A 16,819-nucleotide genomic window follows, 5' to 3' on the forward strand; every position below is an offset into this window, starting at 1 on the left:
GGATACAAGTTCTGTGTCAACTCCATTGATGCCCTATCTCTAAACAAGGGAAAGCTGGAACGGGATTTAACGAACCGTCCTGATGTATATATGCCCTTGGAGAGTATCATGTTCGCTGGCTACAACGCTTACGTGTTTATAGGTGATGAGTTAAAGTCTGCTACGTTTAAGGATACGGAGCACCAGGTTTGCAGGTCCATACGAAAAGTTGAAAACCGCACCGGAGAACGTTTCAAACTATCTGAAAGAGGCGGTCAATTACCTCGATAAATTTGGGAATGAAATATTTGCCTATCTAAAGGATGGTAATTATCCGATTGATAAGAACTCTGCTGAACGAAGTATTCGCAAACTTATCACGTAGCGAAACAGTATGCTCCACTTCGGCAGTGACGAGGGAGTAGAGATGGTTGCCACGTACCATAGCCTAATCAGTACTGTGAAGATGCAGGGGCGGTTCGTTTGGGAGTTTCTCAGTAAGTTTTTTACTAATATTTTTAACGGTTGCAGAGATTATTTGAATCTCTCACCAAAAATATCGGACAGGACTATGGCAATAGTAAATAAATCACTGAATCTTTTAACAAAACAATTTTAGGCACTCGAAAAAGTGTCTAAAATTGGGGGTATGTCCCCTAAATTGGGTACTTACTGGCTTTCCTTATGTGATATGTCAAAATTGGACGCTAACTATTTAAATAATGGAATCTAATGAATATTCTTATTACAGGGGCTTATGGATTTGTAGGCACTAATCTAATTAATAATTTAAAAATTAAACACAACCTTTATGGACTTGATATAGTTTGTCCGACAAGAGAAGGAGTACTGAAAACATTTTATTGGAAAGATATTAATCCAGAGTCATTCTCATTACAAAACCTTCCTAAATTTGATGCAATCATCCATCTTGCCGGAAAGGCTCATGATACGAAAAACCAATCAGCTGCTCAGTCTTATTTTGATATTAATACCGGTCTGACTCAAAAGATATTTGATTTCTTTTTGGAGTCTTCTGCGAAGAAATTCATATTTTTTAGTTCAGTAAAAGCTGCGGCGGATAGTGTAGTGGGAGATATGCTTACTGAGGATGTTATTCCGGCTCCTGTTGGTCCTTATGGGGAAAGTAAAATAAGAGCTGAAGAGTATATAAAGGAACATTTTGCATTTCCCACTGTCTCCTCCTGCGAGTGTTCTCCTTTTCGGGAGATGACTTCGGTTACAGAAAAACAGGTTTATATATTAAGACCTTGTATGATTCATGGTCCGGGGAATAAAGGAAATCTGAATCTATTGTATAATGTGGTGAAGAAAGGAATTCCCTGGCCATTGGGTGACTTCGAAAATCGTCGTTCGTTTACTTCAATTGATAACCTATGCTATGTGATTGAGGGATTATTGACTAAAGAGGTACCTACGGGCATTTATCACATGGGGGATGATGAAGCTTTATCAACAAATGAGTTGATTGCCATCATGTGTGAGGCAATGGGAAAACAGCCCCATATCTGGAAGATGAATAAGGGCTTTATGGAAGGATGTGCCGGACTGGGAACTTTACTCCATTTGCCACTGAATACGGAAAGGCTTCGTAAACTGACAGAGAATTATGTGGTAAGTAATGCTAAGATCAAAGCTGCTCTCGGGATTGATAAAATGCCTGTGACAGCTAAAGAGGGGTTGATTAAAACCATTCGTTCATTTGAAGAAACTAAATAAGTTATGTACTATTTAATAATCCTGGTTCTGCTATTTCTGGCAGAACTTTTTTATTTCCGTATTGCTGATAAATGCAATATCATCGATAAACCGAACGAGCGGAGTTCGCACACCCGGATCACTTTGAGAGGGGGAGGAATTATTTTCTTCTTTGGCGCATTAGTTTACTTTCTGACGAATCAGTTTGAGTATCCTTGGTTTATGCTGGCTCTGACATTGATTACTTTTATCAGTTTTGTAGACGACATTCGTTCTACTTCTCAGGGGTTACGTTTGGTGTTTCATTTTACGGCGATGGCTTTGATGTTCTATCAATGGGGGTTATTCAGCCTGCCTTGGTGGACCATTGTGGTTGCTTTGATTGTTTGCACAGGGATTATCAATGCCTATAATTTTATGGATGGTATTAATGGCATTACAGGTGGATACTCGTTGGTGGTGCTGGCGGCATTAGCATTTATAAATGGGGTATATGTTCCATTTGTAGAGCCGGCTTTGATTTATACCATGCTTTGTGCTGTGTTGGTCTTTAACTTCTTCAATTTCCGGAAACAGGCAAAGTGTTTTGCGGGGGATGTAGGTTCGGTTAGCATTGCTTTCGTGATTCTCTTTCTGATCGGTATGCTGATAATCCGTACGGAAAATTTCAGCTGGATTGTCTTGTTGGCAGTCTATGGGGTGGATAGTGTGCTGACAATAATTCATCGGTTGATGTTGCATGAGAATATTGGTTTGCCACATCGGAAACATTTGTACCAGATTATGGCAAATGAGCTGAAAATTCCTCACATGGTGGTTTCGTTGGTGTATATGTTGGTGCAGGCAGTAGTTATAGCCGGGTATTTTCTATTTCCGGGGAATGAATATGGGTATTTGTCGGGTACCATTATTGCGCTGAGTTTGGTCTATATTCTATTTATGAAGCGTTTCTTTTGCTTGCATCAAGCGAAGTGATATTGTCAATATTATGCTTTCTGCCATAGGTCTAATATGTTCCCAAAAATAAGATAAGTTATAGTCGGATAAATAATAAGGTTATAAAACAATATTATATAGAGTTAACTCCCGATTGCCCATAAGGCGATCGGGATTTTTTTTATCTGTATGCAAGAGGAGGCGCTTTTTGTCAGATTGTAAACTGTACCAAGAGATCTATGAATATTTAATTATGGCTTTTAATTACTTGATAATGTATTGTATCATAGTGTGATGACTCTTAAGGTATTGTTGTGGTGGACTATGTTGGCAGTTGGTACGAGAATAGAACTAGCCTTCATCCTTATTATACTGGAATAGATCTACATTAAGAAGAAAACCGGCGAACTTGAAACTAAGTATCTCAAGTCTTAATCCTTATTATACTGGAATAGATCTACATACCTCAAACGGTTTTGTCATTAAAGTGACGTTCTTTTGTCTTAATCCTTATTATACTGGAATAGATCTACATGCTAATTGGAGTGCCACTGAGCGTTATAACCGGATGTCTTAATCCTTATTATACTGGAATAGATCTACATACGGAAGCTGTGGTTTCTATCAGTTAGCTATTGAAGAATGTCTTAATCCTTATTATACTGGAATAGATCTACATAAGAACAGTTGACAATCTGGATTTCTATGCCGTTTGTCTTAATCCTTATTATACTGGAATAGATCTACATAGGCTGATTCTTATCGCGACGCTAGTGCGCCCAAAAGTCTTAATCCTTATTATACTGGAATAGATCTACATGTCATTCGCCGCCTTGCTCAAGAGAATCCAATGGTGTCTTAATCCTTATTATACTGGAATAGATCTACATATCAAAAATTTGCAGTTGATATATATAGCGACTGTCTTAATCCTTATTATACTGGAATAGATCTACATGAAGAAATGATGAACAATCATCGCCAGCGCTATGAAGAGTCTTAATCCTTATTATACTGGAATAGATCTACATAAGTTTATTGACGGCAGACCCAAAGCCACAGTCAGTCTTAATCCTTATTATACTGGAATAGATCTACATGCAAGAGCAATTCATGGGTCGACAAATTCATCAAATGTCTTAATCCTTATTATACTGGAATAGATCTACATAAAATATAAGCTTCTGCTCGGTTTTTTGTAAATTTTGTCTTAATCCTTATTATACTGGAATAGATCTACATACTCTGATTATTAGACTGTTATATATTCTTGAATGTATTTGCCTATGAACATAATAGGTTGTAAACCAAAATAGTAGATGCTAATTTAAGTTTTTTTCGCAAAAGTAGTTTTTTTTTCTGTAATTCTAATGTGTAAATAGTGATATTTTTACCTAAATGATTGATAATTAGAATACTGTGTAAACTTCATTTTTCGCAAATAATCGTTGGATATTTAGGGGTGGGCGAGTTTCGAAAACAACCCTAAAACTATGTTGCGTAAGTTGCTGATATATAGAACAATATTTCAAAGGGCGCATAACATATCAATCCTTTTTTCGCAAATGATTTGCTAATATACGTAAAAGCTATTATTTGCGCATCTCTTTTTACACTTATTTTTTCTTAATATAGAATAATCTTCATATTATCAGATGACTAAGTTTTTTCTTCTTTTCGCAAAAGAATTTAGAAAAAAACTATTTCGAGTGAATGCGGGGAATCTTCAAGATGCCTATGAGAGATTTTTGCAGCTAATATTTTCAGTTACCAAACCGTTAGCAGGTTAGTTACCGCAAACGAATAGGTAACTCTTCTCATCGTTTAGTGGATTGGCTTATGTAGATGTATATAGGCTTTTTCGCATCATATCGGATGTTCGGCAGATGGCAGGCTTTATATTCGGCAGAAGAGAGGCAAAACCAAAGGGGAAGCATTTGTGGCGTTGCATCCAATTGCCGAGCAAATACTAATGCTTTATAATACGACTGATAACGAAAAGCCTGTTTTTTTAACTCAAGGTGAATATGAAAAAGAATATAATTACAATCAGTGAAAGCGGTGTGGTATCTGTATCGGGCAATATTCAAATGCAGGATTTTGAGATAGCGGAACTGTTCGGGGTGATGATCCCGACAATATGTTCCCATGTACGTGCGATTCTAAAAACAGGTATCGCAACAGGTGATTACACCCATGGAATAATATGGATTTGCTGTAAAGTTTTACTGAATTGTTACGGGCTGGATATGATTACGGCTCTTGCTTTTCGGGTTCAATCATATAAAACGAAAATATTTCGCAAATGGATTATGCGTAAAATGACCATAGCAGAATGTCAACCAATTAGATTGCAATACAATTATCAGGCAGCATACTTGAGTGAACAGAATTAATCATTAACTTTACAGGAAATTTAGAAGGTATGAGCAAAGGAGAAATAATTATATACCAAACAGCCGATGGCAGTACCTCGCTTGATGTTAAGTTGGAACAGGAAACTATCTGACTAAATCAAAAGCAGATAGCCGAATTGTTCGGGACGAAGCGACCAGCCATTACCAAGTATCTGAAAAATATATTTCTATCGGGAGAATTGGAAGAAAATAGGGTATGTTCCATTTTGGAACATACCACTCCACACGGTGCTATGGCAGATAAAATGCAAACAACAGAGGTGAAATATTATAATCTCGATGTCATTCTATCTGTAGGATATAGAGTAAACTCTAAAAATGCAACCCGATTCCGTATTTGAGCGAACAAAGTGCTGAAAGAGTATCTGATTAAAGGATATGCCGTTAAGGAGAATATCAAGCTGGAGCAGTACGAGGATTTGAAGCAGACCATCAAGGTATTGGCAAATGTTCTCGACCACAAGACGTTGGAATACTCTGAAACAACCGGATTGTTACGAGTGGTTACTGATTATGCTTACGCTCCCACAGTACGCTATCATCGGCTAACTAACGACACTCACCAAAGAAAAGCAGCACATATAACCAAATCCGTCTAAAATTCAGTATTTTACCTCATTTTTCTATTTGAAAAACAGGGAACGGATAAGTAACTGAACGTTTTCCTAAATCTGCTTTTTATTGCATTTAAGGAGTTAGACAGTTAAAGTCACTAAAAATGACACAAATAATTGTACTAATGTGAATTACGCTCAATTTCTAATTTCCACTTTTCAGGTTTACATTTTTTGCATCATGGTTACATAGCATCGTTTATATGCGTAACATTTACCCGACTGCCATCATATTAAAAAGTGAGTTTGCAAATTCAATTGAACGAAGAGCTTAGAATTATGATACAGATAATAAGCGTGTTATAAGTTTTTCTGAGAAAACTGCTTTCCGGACCGTTTTTTCCTTTGCCGATAATTTGTAAATCTTCATCTTTGCAGTGTTGATCAACGAAACATGAATGAAACGTAGTAGTAACATTAGTAAAGAAGGAGAAAAATTATGCCTTTATTTTATAGAGCGAGACAATCGCAGTTGAAAACTAAAGAGGGAAAGAAACAGTGGCACCTCACTCTGGTGAAAGTTGGAAAAATGGTAACTTCACAACAGTTGGCCGAAGTAATAGCTGAAAAATCATCGTTGACACCGGGTGATGTTCATAATGTGATTCGTAACCTGATGACTGCCATGCGTAAAGAATTGTTAAATAGCCGTTCGGTACGTCTGGAGGGATTAGGCACTTTCACGATGAAAGCTTGTACACAAGGGCATGGAGTGGATCAAGAGGAAGAGGTGAATCCGAATCAGGTGGCGGCTCTTCGTTGTCTGTTTACTCCGGAATATACTCGTCCCGCAGCTATCGGCACTACCCGTGCTTTGCTTCAGGGAGTGGAATTCCAGAAAGTCAGTGCGATAGGGGGAGCAATTAATGGTGGATCGGGTAGTGGAGATGGAGATATTGTAGATGATCCGACAGCTTGATAAAGTTTATTGCAGATATAATAATTATTGGAAATGAAAGGAGGTATGAAGAATATGAAGAAAACGGGATGGAATATTATATTGAAGTTGATTATTGCTGTGGCAAGTGCTGTAGCCGGTGTAATAGGCGGGCAGGCTATGACATTATAAAGCGGAATTAATAACCAAACAGGGTGAACTCCCGATAGCCATTAAAGGCTTTCGGGAGTTTTTCTTTTCCCCATGATCTTGTCTATAATCAGAGCGATGGCTCCATCACCGGTTACGTTACAAGCTGTACCGAAACTGTCCATAGCGATATAAAGGGCGATCATCAATGCCTGAGCCGATTCATCGAAACCGAGCATGGACTGGAGGATGCCTAAAGAAGCCATAATAGCACCTCCGGGGACACCGGGAGCAGCAACCATCGTGATGCCAAGCATGAAAATGAAACCTGCAAACAAGGAAAAATCGAAAGGCATGCCTTGCATCATCATTAAGGCTAAAGCGCAGGCCACAATCTTCAGGGTACTTCCGGATAAATGGATAGTGGCACAAAGCGGGATAACGAATCCGGCTATATCGGCTGATACACCGTTCTTCTTGGTCTGTTCGAGTGTAACAGGGATGGTGGCAGCTGATGACTGAGTGCCTAAAGCGGTGAAATAAGCCGGCAGCATCCGTCCCAACAAGCGGAACGGGTTTTTGCGGACAAACAATGCTGCAACAGAATACTGGAAGACCAACAGAAAGATGTGCAGTACAAAAATGACGCCAATGATCTTAATAAATACCATCAGGATGGAGAATACTTGTCCGGAATGTGTCATGTTGAGGAAGATGCCAAAGATATAAATGGGCAGTAATGGGAGGATAACTGCACTGATCATGCGTACGATGATCTCCTGGAAGTCGCGTGCTACGTTTTTCAAAGCGTCACTATGCAGGCTTGCCAACCCCAGGCCGAGGGTAAAGGCAAGGACAAGTGCCGTCATGACATTCATCAAGGGTGGAATGGCAACAGAGAAATAGGGTAGAATACCTTGGGCCTCACTTACCTCGTCGAGAGGTGCTCCCGGTGTGATAAGTGAGGGAAAAACGGCGGCTCCGGTGAAATAGGAGAGGAAGCCGGAGAAAAGAGTGGCACCGTAGGCAATGAGTGCGGTGACAAGTAGCATTCGTCCGGCTCCTTTACCAATATCGGCAATGGCAATGGTGACCAGGCCGAGGATGATCAGAGGAATGGAGAAATTGAGGAACTCTCCAAAGATGGAGTTGAAGGTCACGAACAGCCGTACCAAAGGCGTCGGCAGGAAATTTCCGATAGCGATACCAAGTATAATAGCTATGATGATACGTGGTAAAAGTCCGATGTGTATTTTCTTCATTACGAGTTTTTAGAAGTTTGTTACAAAAGTAATATTTTATTCTGAAACTATCCGAACAAATATTTTCGATATGTGTTATAGATAATAAGAAATAGAACAAAATATCAACTGATTTAGATAAATATTACAATTATGGCAACTCAGAATAAAACAGATATAGGCCTGATTGGTTTAGCTGTAATGGGAGAAAATTTAGCCTTGAACATGGAAAGTAGAGGATGGAGCGTATCGGTGTATAATCGTACGGTGCCCGGTGTGGAAGAAGGCGTGGTGGAACGTTTTATGAATGGAAGGGCTAAAGATAAGCATATAGAGGGGTTTACGGACATAAAAGATTTTGTGAATTCAATTGCTGTACCTCGTAAGATTATGATGATGGTGCGTGCCGGTAGTCCGGTGGACGAATTGATGGAGCAACTTTTCCCATACCTTTCTCCGGGTGATATATTGATTGACGGAGGTAACTCAAATTATGAAGATACGAACCGCAGAGTGAAACTGGCAGAGTCGAAGGGATTTCTGTTCGTCGGTGCCGGTGTGTCGGGCGGAGAAGAGGGGGCTTTGAATGGAGCTTCTATTATGCCGGGCGGTTCGGAAAAGGCATGGGAGGAGGTAAAACCTATTTTGCAGAGTATTGCTGCCAAAGCTCCCGATGGAAGTCCGTGCTGCCAGTGGGTGGGACCTGCCGGGTCGGGACACTTTGTGAAGATGATCCATAACGGAATAGAGTATGGTGATATGCAGTTGATTGCTGAAGCTTATTGGGTGATGAAGAAATTATTGGATATGCCTAATGAAGAAATGGCGTCTGTGTTTGCCCGTTGGAATGAAGGTAAGTTGCGGAGTTATCTGATAGAAATCACAGGCAATATACTCCGTCATAAAGATAATACAGGAGCCTATCTGATCGATAAAATTCTGGATGCTGCCGGACAGAAGGGGACAGGCAAATGGTCGGTGATCAACGCCATGGAATTAGGTATGCCATTGGGATTGATTGCTACGGCTGTTTTTGAACGTAGCCTGTCGGCACAGAAGGAACTCCGTGAGACGGCTGCCCGTCAGTACCAATGTGAGCATTCGATGGCTGTATATAATAAACAGGATACGGAAAAAGAAATATTTGCGGCGTTGTATGCTTCGAAACTGGTTTCGTATGCACAAGGATTTGCGGTATTGCAGCGTGCTTCCGATGCATTTGGATGGAATCTTGATTTGGCTTCGATTGCACGGATGTGGAGAGGTGGATGCATTATTCGTAGTATTTTCCTGAATGATATTGCTGCTGCATTTGAGGCAAAAGAAAAACCGGAACATTTGCTGCTGGCTCCATATTTTGAGCAAGAAATCAAAGGATTGTTGTCCGGATGGAAGAATCTGGTGGCGCAGGCTATGCGTGAAGAACTACCTGTTCCGGCTTTCTCCTCAGCTTTGAATTATTTCTATTCGTTAGTGTCGGCTGACCTTCCGGCCAATCTGATACAGGCACAGCGCGATTATTTCGGTGCTCATACATTTGAGCGGAAAGATGAGTTACGAGGAGTCTTTTTCCATGAAAACTGGACTGGATATGGAGGAGATACAAAGTCGGGTACGTATAATGTATAAGCAAAAAAAGAAATATGAATAAATTTGTAATGACTATCTTTGGTGCTTCGGGTGACTTGACGAAGCGTAAGTTGATGCCGGCATTGTATTCGTTGTATGTAGCCAAGCGTCTTCCGAAGGAATTTGAGATTCTCGGGGTGGGACGTACGGTTTATGAGGATGCGGACTATCGGACTTACATTTATAGTGAGATGGAGAAATTTGTGAAGTCGGAAGAGCAGAATAAGGAGAAGATGGACGCTTTCGTTGGACATCTTCACTATCTGGCAATAGACCCGGCACTGGAAAGCGGATACGGACAACTTCGGCTGCGAATTGAAGAACTGAGCGGGGATAGCCGGCCGGACGATTTGTTGTTTTACCTGGCTACACCTCCATCATTGTATGGCGTGATTCCGTTGCATCTGAAATCAGTACATCTGAATGAAGGTCGTGCGCGGATTATTGTTGAAAAGCCTTTTGGGTATGATCTGGAGTCGGCCGAGAAACTGAATCGAATTTATGCTTCCGTATTTGATGAACATCAGATTTACCGAATCGATCATTTCTTAGGTAAAGAAACTGCTCAGAATTTGTTGGCTTTTCGTTTTGCAAATGGTATTTTCGAACCTTTATGGAACCGTAACTATATAGATTATGTGGAAGTAACCGCCGTGGAAAATCTCGGAATCGAGCAACGCGGCGGTTTTTATGATACTACGGGTGCTCTTCGGGATATGGTGCAGAATCATCTGATCCAGTTGGTGGCACTTACTGCCATGGAGCCTCCCGCTGTGTTCAATGCAGATAACTTCCGTAATGAAGTGGTGAAAGTATACGAGTCTCTGACTCCTTTGACTGAAACGGATCTGAACGAACACATTGTCCGGGGACAATATACAGCCGGAGGAAACAAAAGAGGGTACCGGGAAGAGAAGAATATAGCACCGGACTCGCGCACCGAAACTTATATCGCCATGAAACTGGGGATCAGTAACTGGAGGTGGAGCGGAGTGCCTTTCTATATCCGGACAGGCAAACAAATGCCGACGAAAGTGACGGAGATTGTCGTACACTTCCGTGAAACTCCGCATCAGATGTTCCATTGTGCGGGTGGTAATTGTCCGAGGGCAAATAAACTGATTCTTCGCTTGCAGCCCAATGAAGGTATTGTATTGAAATTTGGTATGAAAGTGCCGGGACCGGGATTTGAGGTCAAACAGGTTACAATGGATTTCAGTTATGATCAGTTGGGAGGGGTACCCGGAGGAGATGCTTATGCCCGCCTGATAGAAGACTGTATTCTGGGTGATCAGACCCTCTTTACACGAAGTGATGCCGTAGAAGCATCCTGGCATTTCTTTGACCCTATTTTGCGTTATTGGAATGAACATCCCGAGGCACCGCTATACGGCTATCCGGCAGGAACTTGGGGACCTTTGGAAAGTGAAGCTATGATGCATGAACATGGTGCCGACTGGACCAATCCATGTAAGAATTTAACAAACACAGATCAATACTGCGAATTATGAAACCCTATATTTTCCCTTCGTCCATAGAGACGGCACGCGCACTGATATTACATTTGGTGAAACTGATGTTAGATGAACCGGACAGAACCTTCTGCATTGCATTCAGTGGCGGAAGCACTCCGGCACTGATGTTTGACTTATGGGCGAATGAATATACGGATATCACTCCTTGGGAACGATTGAAAGTGTTTTGGGTCGACGAGCGTTGTGTGCCTCCTGAGAATTCGGATAGTAATTATGGGATGATGAGGTCGTTGCTGCTGAGTATCGTACCTATTCCGTACGAGAATGTGTTTCGTATCCAGGGAGAGAATAATCCAAAGAAAGAGGCTGCCCGCTATTCGAAACTGGTAATGAAGGAGGTGCCGGTGGAGAACGGTTTTCCGGTGTTTGATGTAATATTGTTGGGAGCAGGTAATGACGGGCATACATCGTCTATTTTTCCGGGGCAAGAAGAACTGCTTTCGACAGATCATATATATGAGGCGAATTTTAATCCGAATAACGGGCAAAAGAGGATAGCTCTGACAGGAATGCCGATTTTGAATGCGCGTAGAATCATCTTCCTGATAACGGGAAGAGTGAAGGGGCCGGTTGTAGAAGACATCTTTTATTCGGGAGATACGGGTCCGGCTGCTTACATAGCCCATCATGCTGACAATGTGGAGCTGTTCATGGATAACGCGGCGGCGGAAAAGATTATCCGCAGATAAAAAACAAAAACCGTCCGACCTTCACAGGCCGGACGGTTTTTGTTCTATTTTTGAATACGTTATTTACATACAACAATTAAACAGTATGATAATTAAAATAACAACTCAACAAAATGGAATCCGGGAGAATCACTTCGGCCGGATTGGCTTATCTCACTTAAATGTGACTTACGTAATAATTATGACTAATTAATGTATGGCAAAGATAGGTGGTTTTTTGCTTTGGGGCAATCACTCGATTTAGGTATTGTGAAGAGGGTTATCACTATAAGTAGGGATTGAGCCGGGCGGAAAGGAGGAGTGTGTTTTGTTTTATGCTCTTTAAGTTGTAAATTTGCGGAAAAACAAGAGTAATATGGAATATAAGTTTGACGAACAGAGTGTGAAAGAATTAATGGAATGGGCGCAAGCTGCACAGCTGCCTCAAGAACTGGAACTGAGTAAGGCAGAGCGTATTTTTGATGTGAAGCTTTGTGTGGAATCTGATTTATCCTGCATCAGAGCTCACTATCCGGATGCTTTTTACAATCCTGCTATTACTCGCCTGTATCGTATCAAGGAGAAGCTGGAAGAGAAGTGACTTCCGGATATGAGTAAGTGACTTAAAAGTATGTAATCAATTTGCGATTCTGTGGAATTTTTCCACAATAAATGTGGAATACTCCTTTATATTCCACTATTCCAATGAAAGCTGTTTTTATATAATTACTTGAAAATGAGTTGTCGATCTGGATTGGCATATGTCTGGCATGTGTATTGCATTATAATATTCAGATGTTTAGTTATAGTTAGTAGATCTAGAACAATTAAGTTTTCAAGAATTATGAAAAAGGTATTAGTAGCATTGGTAATAGTAATGGGATTGGGATTTTCAGTAGTAAAAGCAGATGAACCTCTAAAGAAAAAATCTGCGAAAGTGGAACAGAGGGATTCACGGGAAGATTTTACGCCAATCGAGGTTAATAATCTTCCTGAGGCAGTGATTGATGAGTTATCCTGTGAGGGAGCACTGATTAAAGAGGCTTTTATAGCCTATAGTCGTTCGGAAGGTAAACTCTACAAAGTGATTATATTATCGAGCGATTTTCATGAACAGGCAGTGTTCTTGAATGAAAGAGGGAATATACTGAATAGATAGTTTCCCAATCTTTGAAGAAAGCACACAACTGAATTTATGTTAAGCCTCGGTTCGAAAGAACCGGGGCTATTTTTTTGTTCAAGAGAAATGATTCTGTATTTGAGAGGTAAATAGAATGGTTTGAAATTTATAATTGTTTCCGCCTTTTCTCTTTCATACTTTTGTACTGTAAGCTTACAAGAGACAGGAGATTTATAGGCGGATTCTGAAAAGCCTGATAGAAAGAGTAAGAGTAAAAAGGGTATTATGATGAAAATCAATGGTAAGTTAGTAGGGAATTTTTTGACAGAAGGTATGATTACGGCGCTACCTGATTGGTTTGTTGTATTAGGTAAGTGTGGTAGCAATGGAAAAAATCAAAGAATGGTAGAAGCGCTTTCAATAGATGATGAATTGAATGCATATTGGGGTTGAATATGGGAATTCGATATATAAACTATCAGGATCGCTTAGAAAATGCTTATTGCGGCGGGTATGCTTTGGCGGCCATGATTAATTTGTTCGATTCGTCACTGACTCCGGATAAACCGTATGGTAAAAGTATTTATGATCAGATTCAGGCCATACAGCGTGCAACTCTCGATAAGAACAGGAAATGTTTTATTGATAGGATAACTCGATATTTGCATGATCGGAATATTGAAGGTACATACTCTCTGCCTTCCTCGGTCTCTATGTATGCAAAAAATATGGGATTGAATCCGAGAGTCAGTTATAATGAGTCAAAGTTGAAAGAGAATCTGGTATCCGTAATAAATAATATAGGTTTAGAACAATTTAATGTTGATGATTTGATAGGGGAAGAGATATCTCTGATAGTCTCTTCGGGAATACCAGTTGTTGAAAATGTTACTAATTTTTCTATCATGAACTCTCTGGCATTGGTGGAAGGAGGAATGCATTGGATTGCTATTGGCGATATAAAAGTCGCGAGTGGAGAAAATATGTATTACGATCCTGAATCAGTGGGAAAACCTCCTTATGAATATTCTGGCTTAAACATTGTGTTGAATCCTTTTCAGTGATTTTGCCGTGTTTTATAGGCGGATTCCGAAAAGCCTTGAATAGAGTAGGAAAAGCTTAAGGGTATTATAATATGAAAGTATGTATGTCGTCTAAAAAGAGAAACAATGGTTCTGTTGCTAAAATTCAAGGTCATTACTACAATAATAATGATGACTCTTGTTTTCAGGAAATAAAGGAAATGGCCCCAATTTCTATTAAAGCTTGTAAGGGGAATCAGTTGCTTATTACGCTTACCGTTTTGGATACTTGGTGTGAGAAAGCCGGTGACGGAGCATGGTTTGCTATTAAAGTTAATAATAAAATTGTAGCACGGGGATTGTATTCTGTGGCAATGGATGGACAACGTGTTCCCATTACTTTACAGGCAATGGTTGATGTCACTTCGTTGGAAGAAGATATTACGATCAGAGCTATGTGGTGTAATTGTGAGGGAACTTCCGGCAGAGCTTGCTGCATAGGAGAATTCTCAGAATCAATACTTACTGTGTTAGTGAATGACTGGAACGTAGTTAATTCAAAATTAGAAGAAATGACTAAGAATTTATCTAAAATTCCAGGTCTGAGATAAGGAAGACAGCGACAAGTCATGGATTATACGGGCAGTGAATAAATGGAGGCATTTGTTCACTGCCCGTTTTTTCGGATTTATCAAAAAAGTAAATAAAAAAGTCATATCTACTTTATGGAAGTTATAATTATGGGTGGTATTATTTACGGGTTTCAGAATAATTCATATCTTTGAAGCTGTAACTAAAACTAATCAATAATGAAGCAAATACATTTAGATTGCCTGGCAGTGAAGCTGTTTCTCTTTTTTTCTCTTTTTAGTTTGCCGTCCGGGGCACAGAGCATTTTTCAGAAATACGATCGTTTCCTGACGGAACCTCGTTCATACGTGTGTTATCGTGTGGACGGTAAACTGAAAATAGATGGTAAACTGGATGAAGTTTCATGGCAGAAGGCAAAATCGACAGCTCCGTTTGTAGATATCAGTGGCGAAGGATTCCCTACGCCCAAATATGAAACTACAGCTAAGATGTTGTGGGATGATGAATATTTGTATGTCGGGGCAATTTTACAGGAAGACGACATCAAGGCACGTCTTACTCAGCGGGATACCATTATTTATTATGATAATGATTTTGAGGTTTTTATAGATCCTGATTGGGATGGACACAACTATTTTGAAATAGAGACCAATGCCCGGGGTGTTATATTCGATTTGATGCTGGACAAGCCTTATCGGTCGGGAGGCAACTTTATGGTGCAATGGGATTGTCCGGGATTAAAGTTGGCTATTCATCGTGAAGGTACGTTGAATAAATCGAAAGACAAAGATAAATATTGGAGTGTGGAGATGGCTATTCCTCATAAGGCATTGACTATGAATTTTAACAACCCGTTGAAAGCAGGCAATTGCTGGCGAATTAACTTCTCACGGGTACAGTGGTTGAAAGCCGGAGGGCCTGAAGAAAATTGGGTTTGGACACCTACGGGAAAGGTGGATATGCACATGCCGGATCGTTGGGGATATTTGTTTTTCGCTGACGAGGCAGTAGGAGCGCCCGAACGTACTGTTGCGCTACCGTATAATACTGCTGTGTATAAACTGCTTTGGGCTATGTTCTATGCACAGCAGGAGAGATATGCAAAAGAGAAAAACTATTTACGTACGGAAAAAGATTTTTTCCTGACGGATGCGGAGTTGAAAGGACTCCCGCAGGGTGCGCAAATCTCAGTTGAGGCTACCCGGAATACATACCAGATAGCTATTACTGTTCCGGGTGAAAACAAGCGTTACGTTATTAATAATGAAGGACGTTTCTGGACAGAGAAGATTGCTCCGCGTCAGGTGAAGAACTGGGTATGGACACGTATAAATAAGAATAAAAGTGAAGCAGATTACCGTCAGTGGTTTGCTTTGCTTAAGGAGTGCGGAATCAGTGGGGTGATGTTTGAAGGGTATGATGAAAATCTATATCGCATGTGTAAAGAAGCCGGTCTTGAGGCCCATTTCTGGAAATGGACAATGAATCGTGCGGAACTGCTGAACGTGCATCCCGATTGGTTTGCGGTGAACCGCAAGGGGGAATCTACGCATGATAAACCTGCTTATGTGGATTATTACCGTTTTCTCTGTCCTAACCATGAAGGAGTGGCGCAATACCTGGCGGATGATTATGTGAAAATAGCTCATTTGCCTTATGTAGATGGGGTACATCTGGATTATGTTCGTTTTCCGGATGTGGTTCTGCCTGTCAGTTTGTGGAAAAATTATGGCATAGAACAGACGAGTGAACATCCTGAATATGATTATTGCTATTGTGAGGTTTGTCGTGCCAAGTTTAAGGCGCAGACGGGACGTGATCCGTTGGAATTGAAGTATCCGATGGAAGATCAGTCATGGATCAATTTTCGTTTGGATGCCATTACCCGTGTTGTAGACCGGATTACTGAAGCGGTGAAAGCTGACGGAAAAGCAATTTCTGCCGCAGTATTCCCGGGACCTTCTATGGCCAAGAAGATGGTACGTCAGGATTGGGGAAATTGGACACTGGATGCTTATTTCCCGATGATCTATAACGGCTTTTATTACGAAGGGCCGGAGTGGATCGGACGTTCGGTTCAAGAGAGTGTGAAGACGGTTGACGGACGTGCGAAAGTGTATGCAGGATTGATGTTTCCTGATATAAAAAATGATTTTGAGAAAGCATTGGATGAGGCGTTTGATAATGGTGCGTCCGGTGTCTCTTTCTTTGACGGACCATCGGACGAATATCTTCATAAATTTAAAGCTTATCTGGATAAGAAGGGATTAAAAACGGAATAAAGCCTGTGAAATATGAATGCTTTAATCAAATGTTATAAA

Annotated in this window: 16 protein-coding genes, 3 pseudogenes and 1 CRISPR repeat array; of the genes and pseudogenes, 18 read left to right on the plus strand and 1 reads right to left on the minus strand. The window is 40.5% G+C overall.

What is annotated here, in order from left to right:
* Positions 1 to 96: 96 nt before the first annotated feature.
* The 9 genes and pseudogenes from R3O62_RS13115 to R3O62_RS13155 form a co-directional block, all read left to right on the plus strand.
* A pseudogene (locus R3O62_RS13115) lies at positions 97 to 598 on the plus strand (IS66 family transposase); the annotation flags it as partial.
* Between the two features lie 113 nt (positions 599 to 711).
* The gene (locus tag R3O62_RS13120) at positions 712 to 1,719 is read left to right on the plus strand and encodes an NAD-dependent epimerase/dehydratase family protein (RefSeq protein ID WP_032533853.1); all 1,008 of its coding nucleotides are present in this window, start codon (positions 712 to 714) and stop codon (positions 1,717 to 1,719) included.
* Between the two features lie 3 nt (positions 1,720 to 1,722).
* On the plus strand, positions 1,723 to 2,673 hold the full coding sequence (locus R3O62_RS13125; RefSeq protein ID WP_250702610.1) for an MraY family glycosyltransferase: 951 nt from the start codon (positions 1,723 to 1,725) through the stop codon (positions 2,671 to 2,673).
* A gap of 315 nt (positions 2,674 to 2,988) precedes the next feature.
* A CRISPR array of direct repeats spans positions 2,989 to 3,876; the repeat unit is 35 nt; unit sequence GTCTTAATCCTTATTATACTGGAATAGATCTACAT.
* Between the two features lie 569 nt (positions 3,877 to 4,445).
* Positions 4,446 to 4,645, plus strand: a pseudogene (locus R3O62_RS13130) (site-specific integrase); the annotation flags it as partial.
* Between the two features lie 16 nt (positions 4,646 to 4,661).
* A complete protein-coding gene (locus R3O62_RS13135; protein WP_317472859.1) occupies positions 4,662 to 5,030 on the plus strand; it encodes a hypothetical protein in 369 nt (122 codons plus the stop codon).
* A gap of 29 nt (positions 5,031 to 5,059) precedes the next feature.
* Positions 5,060 to 5,389: pseudogene (rhuM, locus tag R3O62_RS13140) on the plus strand (RhuM family protein); the annotation flags it as partial.
* Positions 5,390 to 5,401: 12 nt separating this feature from the next.
* Complete coding sequence (locus tag R3O62_RS13145) at positions 5,402 to 5,650, plus strand: hypothetical protein (protein ID WP_234168647.1); 249 nt, start codon at positions 5,402 to 5,404, stop codon at positions 5,648 to 5,650.
* Between the two features lie 454 nt (positions 5,651 to 6,104).
* Positions 6,105 to 6,584, plus strand: a complete 480-nt coding sequence (locus R3O62_RS13150; RefSeq protein ID WP_005776650.1) for an HU family DNA-binding protein — start codon at positions 6,105 to 6,107, stop codon at positions 6,582 to 6,584.
* 54 nt (positions 6,585 to 6,638) lie between these two features.
* On the plus strand, positions 6,639 to 6,734 hold the full coding sequence (locus R3O62_RS13155) for a smalltalk protein (RefSeq protein ID WP_005786866.1): 96 nt from the start codon (positions 6,639 to 6,641) through the stop codon (positions 6,732 to 6,734).
* Positions 6,735 to 6,775: 41 nt separating this feature from the next.
* Here R3O62_RS13155 and R3O62_RS13160 read toward each other — a convergent pair whose 3' ends face one another.
* Positions 6,776 to 7,954, minus strand: a complete 1,179-nt coding sequence (locus R3O62_RS13160; protein WP_022012978.1) for a dicarboxylate/amino acid:cation symporter — start codon at positions 7,952 to 7,954, stop codon at positions 6,776 to 6,778.
* 132 nt (positions 7,955 to 8,086) lie between these two features.
* On the opposite strand from R3O62_RS13160, the gene gnd reads away from it, so the two are divergent.
* From gnd to R3O62_RS13205, 9 genes are all read left to right on the plus strand, one after another.
* Positions 8,087 to 9,562, plus strand: a complete 1,476-nt coding sequence (gene gnd / locus R3O62_RS13165; protein ID WP_220575409.1) for a decarboxylating NADP(+)-dependent phosphogluconate dehydrogenase — start codon at positions 8,087 to 8,089, stop codon at positions 9,560 to 9,562.
* Between the two features lie 14 nt (positions 9,563 to 9,576).
* Positions 9,577 to 11,073 (plus strand): glucose-6-phosphate dehydrogenase, encoded by a 1,497-nt coding sequence (zwf, locus tag R3O62_RS13170; protein ID WP_250702609.1) that lies wholly within the window; start codon positions 9,577 to 9,579, stop codon positions 11,071 to 11,073.
* Positions 11,070 to 11,786 carry a 6-phosphogluconolactonase gene (gene pgl / locus R3O62_RS13175; protein WP_022012975.1) on the plus strand — a complete coding sequence of 239 codons (717 nt, stop codon included), beginning with the start codon at positions 11,070 to 11,072 and terminating at the stop codon, positions 11,784 to 11,786. Before zwf ends, pgl begins: the two co-directional genes overlap by 4 nt.
* A gap of 355 nt (positions 11,787 to 12,141) precedes the next feature.
* The gene (locus R3O62_RS13180; protein WP_005776656.1) at positions 12,142 to 12,366 is read left to right on the plus strand and encodes a DUF6965 family protein; all 225 of its coding nucleotides are present in this window, start codon (positions 12,142 to 12,144) and stop codon (positions 12,364 to 12,366) included.
* A gap of 243 nt (positions 12,367 to 12,609) precedes the next feature.
* Complete coding sequence (locus tag R3O62_RS13185; RefSeq protein ID WP_005776657.1) at positions 12,610 to 12,924, plus strand: hypothetical protein; 315 nt, start codon at positions 12,610 to 12,612, stop codon at positions 12,922 to 12,924.
* A gap of 246 nt (positions 12,925 to 13,170) precedes the next feature.
* Positions 13,171 to 13,338, plus strand: a complete 168-nt coding sequence (locus R3O62_RS13190) for a hypothetical protein (RefSeq protein WP_005776659.1) — start codon at positions 13,171 to 13,173, stop codon at positions 13,336 to 13,338.
* Between the two features lie 2 nt (positions 13,339 to 13,340).
* Positions 13,341 to 13,949, plus strand: a complete 609-nt coding sequence (locus tag R3O62_RS13195; RefSeq protein WP_005776660.1) for a hypothetical protein — start codon at positions 13,341 to 13,343, stop codon at positions 13,947 to 13,949.
* A gap of 71 nt (positions 13,950 to 14,020) precedes the next feature.
* Entirely contained in the window at positions 14,021 to 14,518 is a 498-nt protein-coding gene (locus tag R3O62_RS13200; RefSeq protein ID WP_317472860.1) for a hypothetical protein, read from the plus strand.
* Between the two features lie 198 nt (positions 14,519 to 14,716).
* Positions 14,717 to 16,780 carry a sugar-binding protein gene (locus R3O62_RS13205; RefSeq protein ID WP_022012971.1) on the plus strand — a complete coding sequence of 688 codons (2,064 nt, stop codon included), beginning with the start codon at positions 14,717 to 14,719 and terminating at the stop codon, positions 16,778 to 16,780.
* Positions 16,781 to 16,819 lie beyond the last annotated feature (39 nt).

The organism is Bacteroides hominis (genome assembly GCF_033042785.2).
Taxonomy (GTDB): domain Bacteria; phylum Bacteroidota; class Bacteroidia; order Bacteroidales; family Bacteroidaceae; genus Bacteroides; species Bacteroides hominis.

Coding starts and splice junctions, on each gene's coding strand:
- R3O62_RS13120 (WP_032533853.1), top strand. CDS start 712: ATGAATATTCTTATTACAGGGGCTTATGGATTTGTAGGCACTAATCTA.
- R3O62_RS13125 (WP_250702610.1), top strand. CDS start 1,723: ATGTACTATTTAATAATCCTGGTTCTGCTATTTCTGGCAGAACTTTTT.
- R3O62_RS13135 (WP_317472859.1), top strand. CDS start 4,662: ATGAAAAAGAATATAATTACAATCAGTGAAAGCGGTGTGGTATCTGTA.
- R3O62_RS13150 (WP_005776650.1), top strand. CDS start 6,105: ATGCCTTTATTTTATAGAGCGAGACAATCGCAGTTGAAAACTAAAGAG.
- R3O62_RS13155 (WP_005786866.1), top strand. CDS start 6,639: ATGAAGAAAACGGGATGGAATATTATATTGAAGTTGATTATTGCTGTG.
- R3O62_RS13160 (WP_022012978.1), bottom strand. CDS start 7,954: ATGAAGAAAATACACATCGGACTTTTACCACGTATCATCATAGCTATT.
- gnd (WP_220575409.1), top strand. CDS start 8,087: ATGGCAACTCAGAATAAAACAGATATAGGCCTGATTGGTTTAGCTGTA.
- zwf (WP_250702609.1), top strand. CDS start 9,577: ATGAATAAATTTGTAATGACTATCTTTGGTGCTTCGGGTGACTTGACG.
- pgl (WP_022012975.1), top strand. CDS start 11,070: ATGAAACCCTATATTTTCCCTTCGTCCATAGAGACGGCACGCGCACTG.
- R3O62_RS13180 (WP_005776656.1), top strand. CDS start 12,142: ATGGAATATAAGTTTGACGAACAGAGTGTGAAAGAATTAATGGAATGG.
- R3O62_RS13185 (WP_005776657.1), top strand. CDS start 12,610: ATGAAAAAGGTATTAGTAGCATTGGTAATAGTAATGGGATTGGGATTT.
- R3O62_RS13190 (WP_005776659.1), top strand. CDS start 13,171: ATGATGAAAATCAATGGTAAGTTAGTAGGGAATTTTTTGACAGAAGGT.
- R3O62_RS13195 (WP_005776660.1), top strand. CDS start 13,341: ATGGGAATTCGATATATAAACTATCAGGATCGCTTAGAAAATGCTTAT.
- R3O62_RS13200 (WP_317472860.1), top strand. CDS start 14,021: ATGAAAGTATGTATGTCGTCTAAAAAGAGAAACAATGGTTCTGTTGCT.
- R3O62_RS13205 (WP_022012971.1), top strand. CDS start 14,717: ATGAAGCAAATACATTTAGATTGCCTGGCAGTGAAGCTGTTTCTCTTT.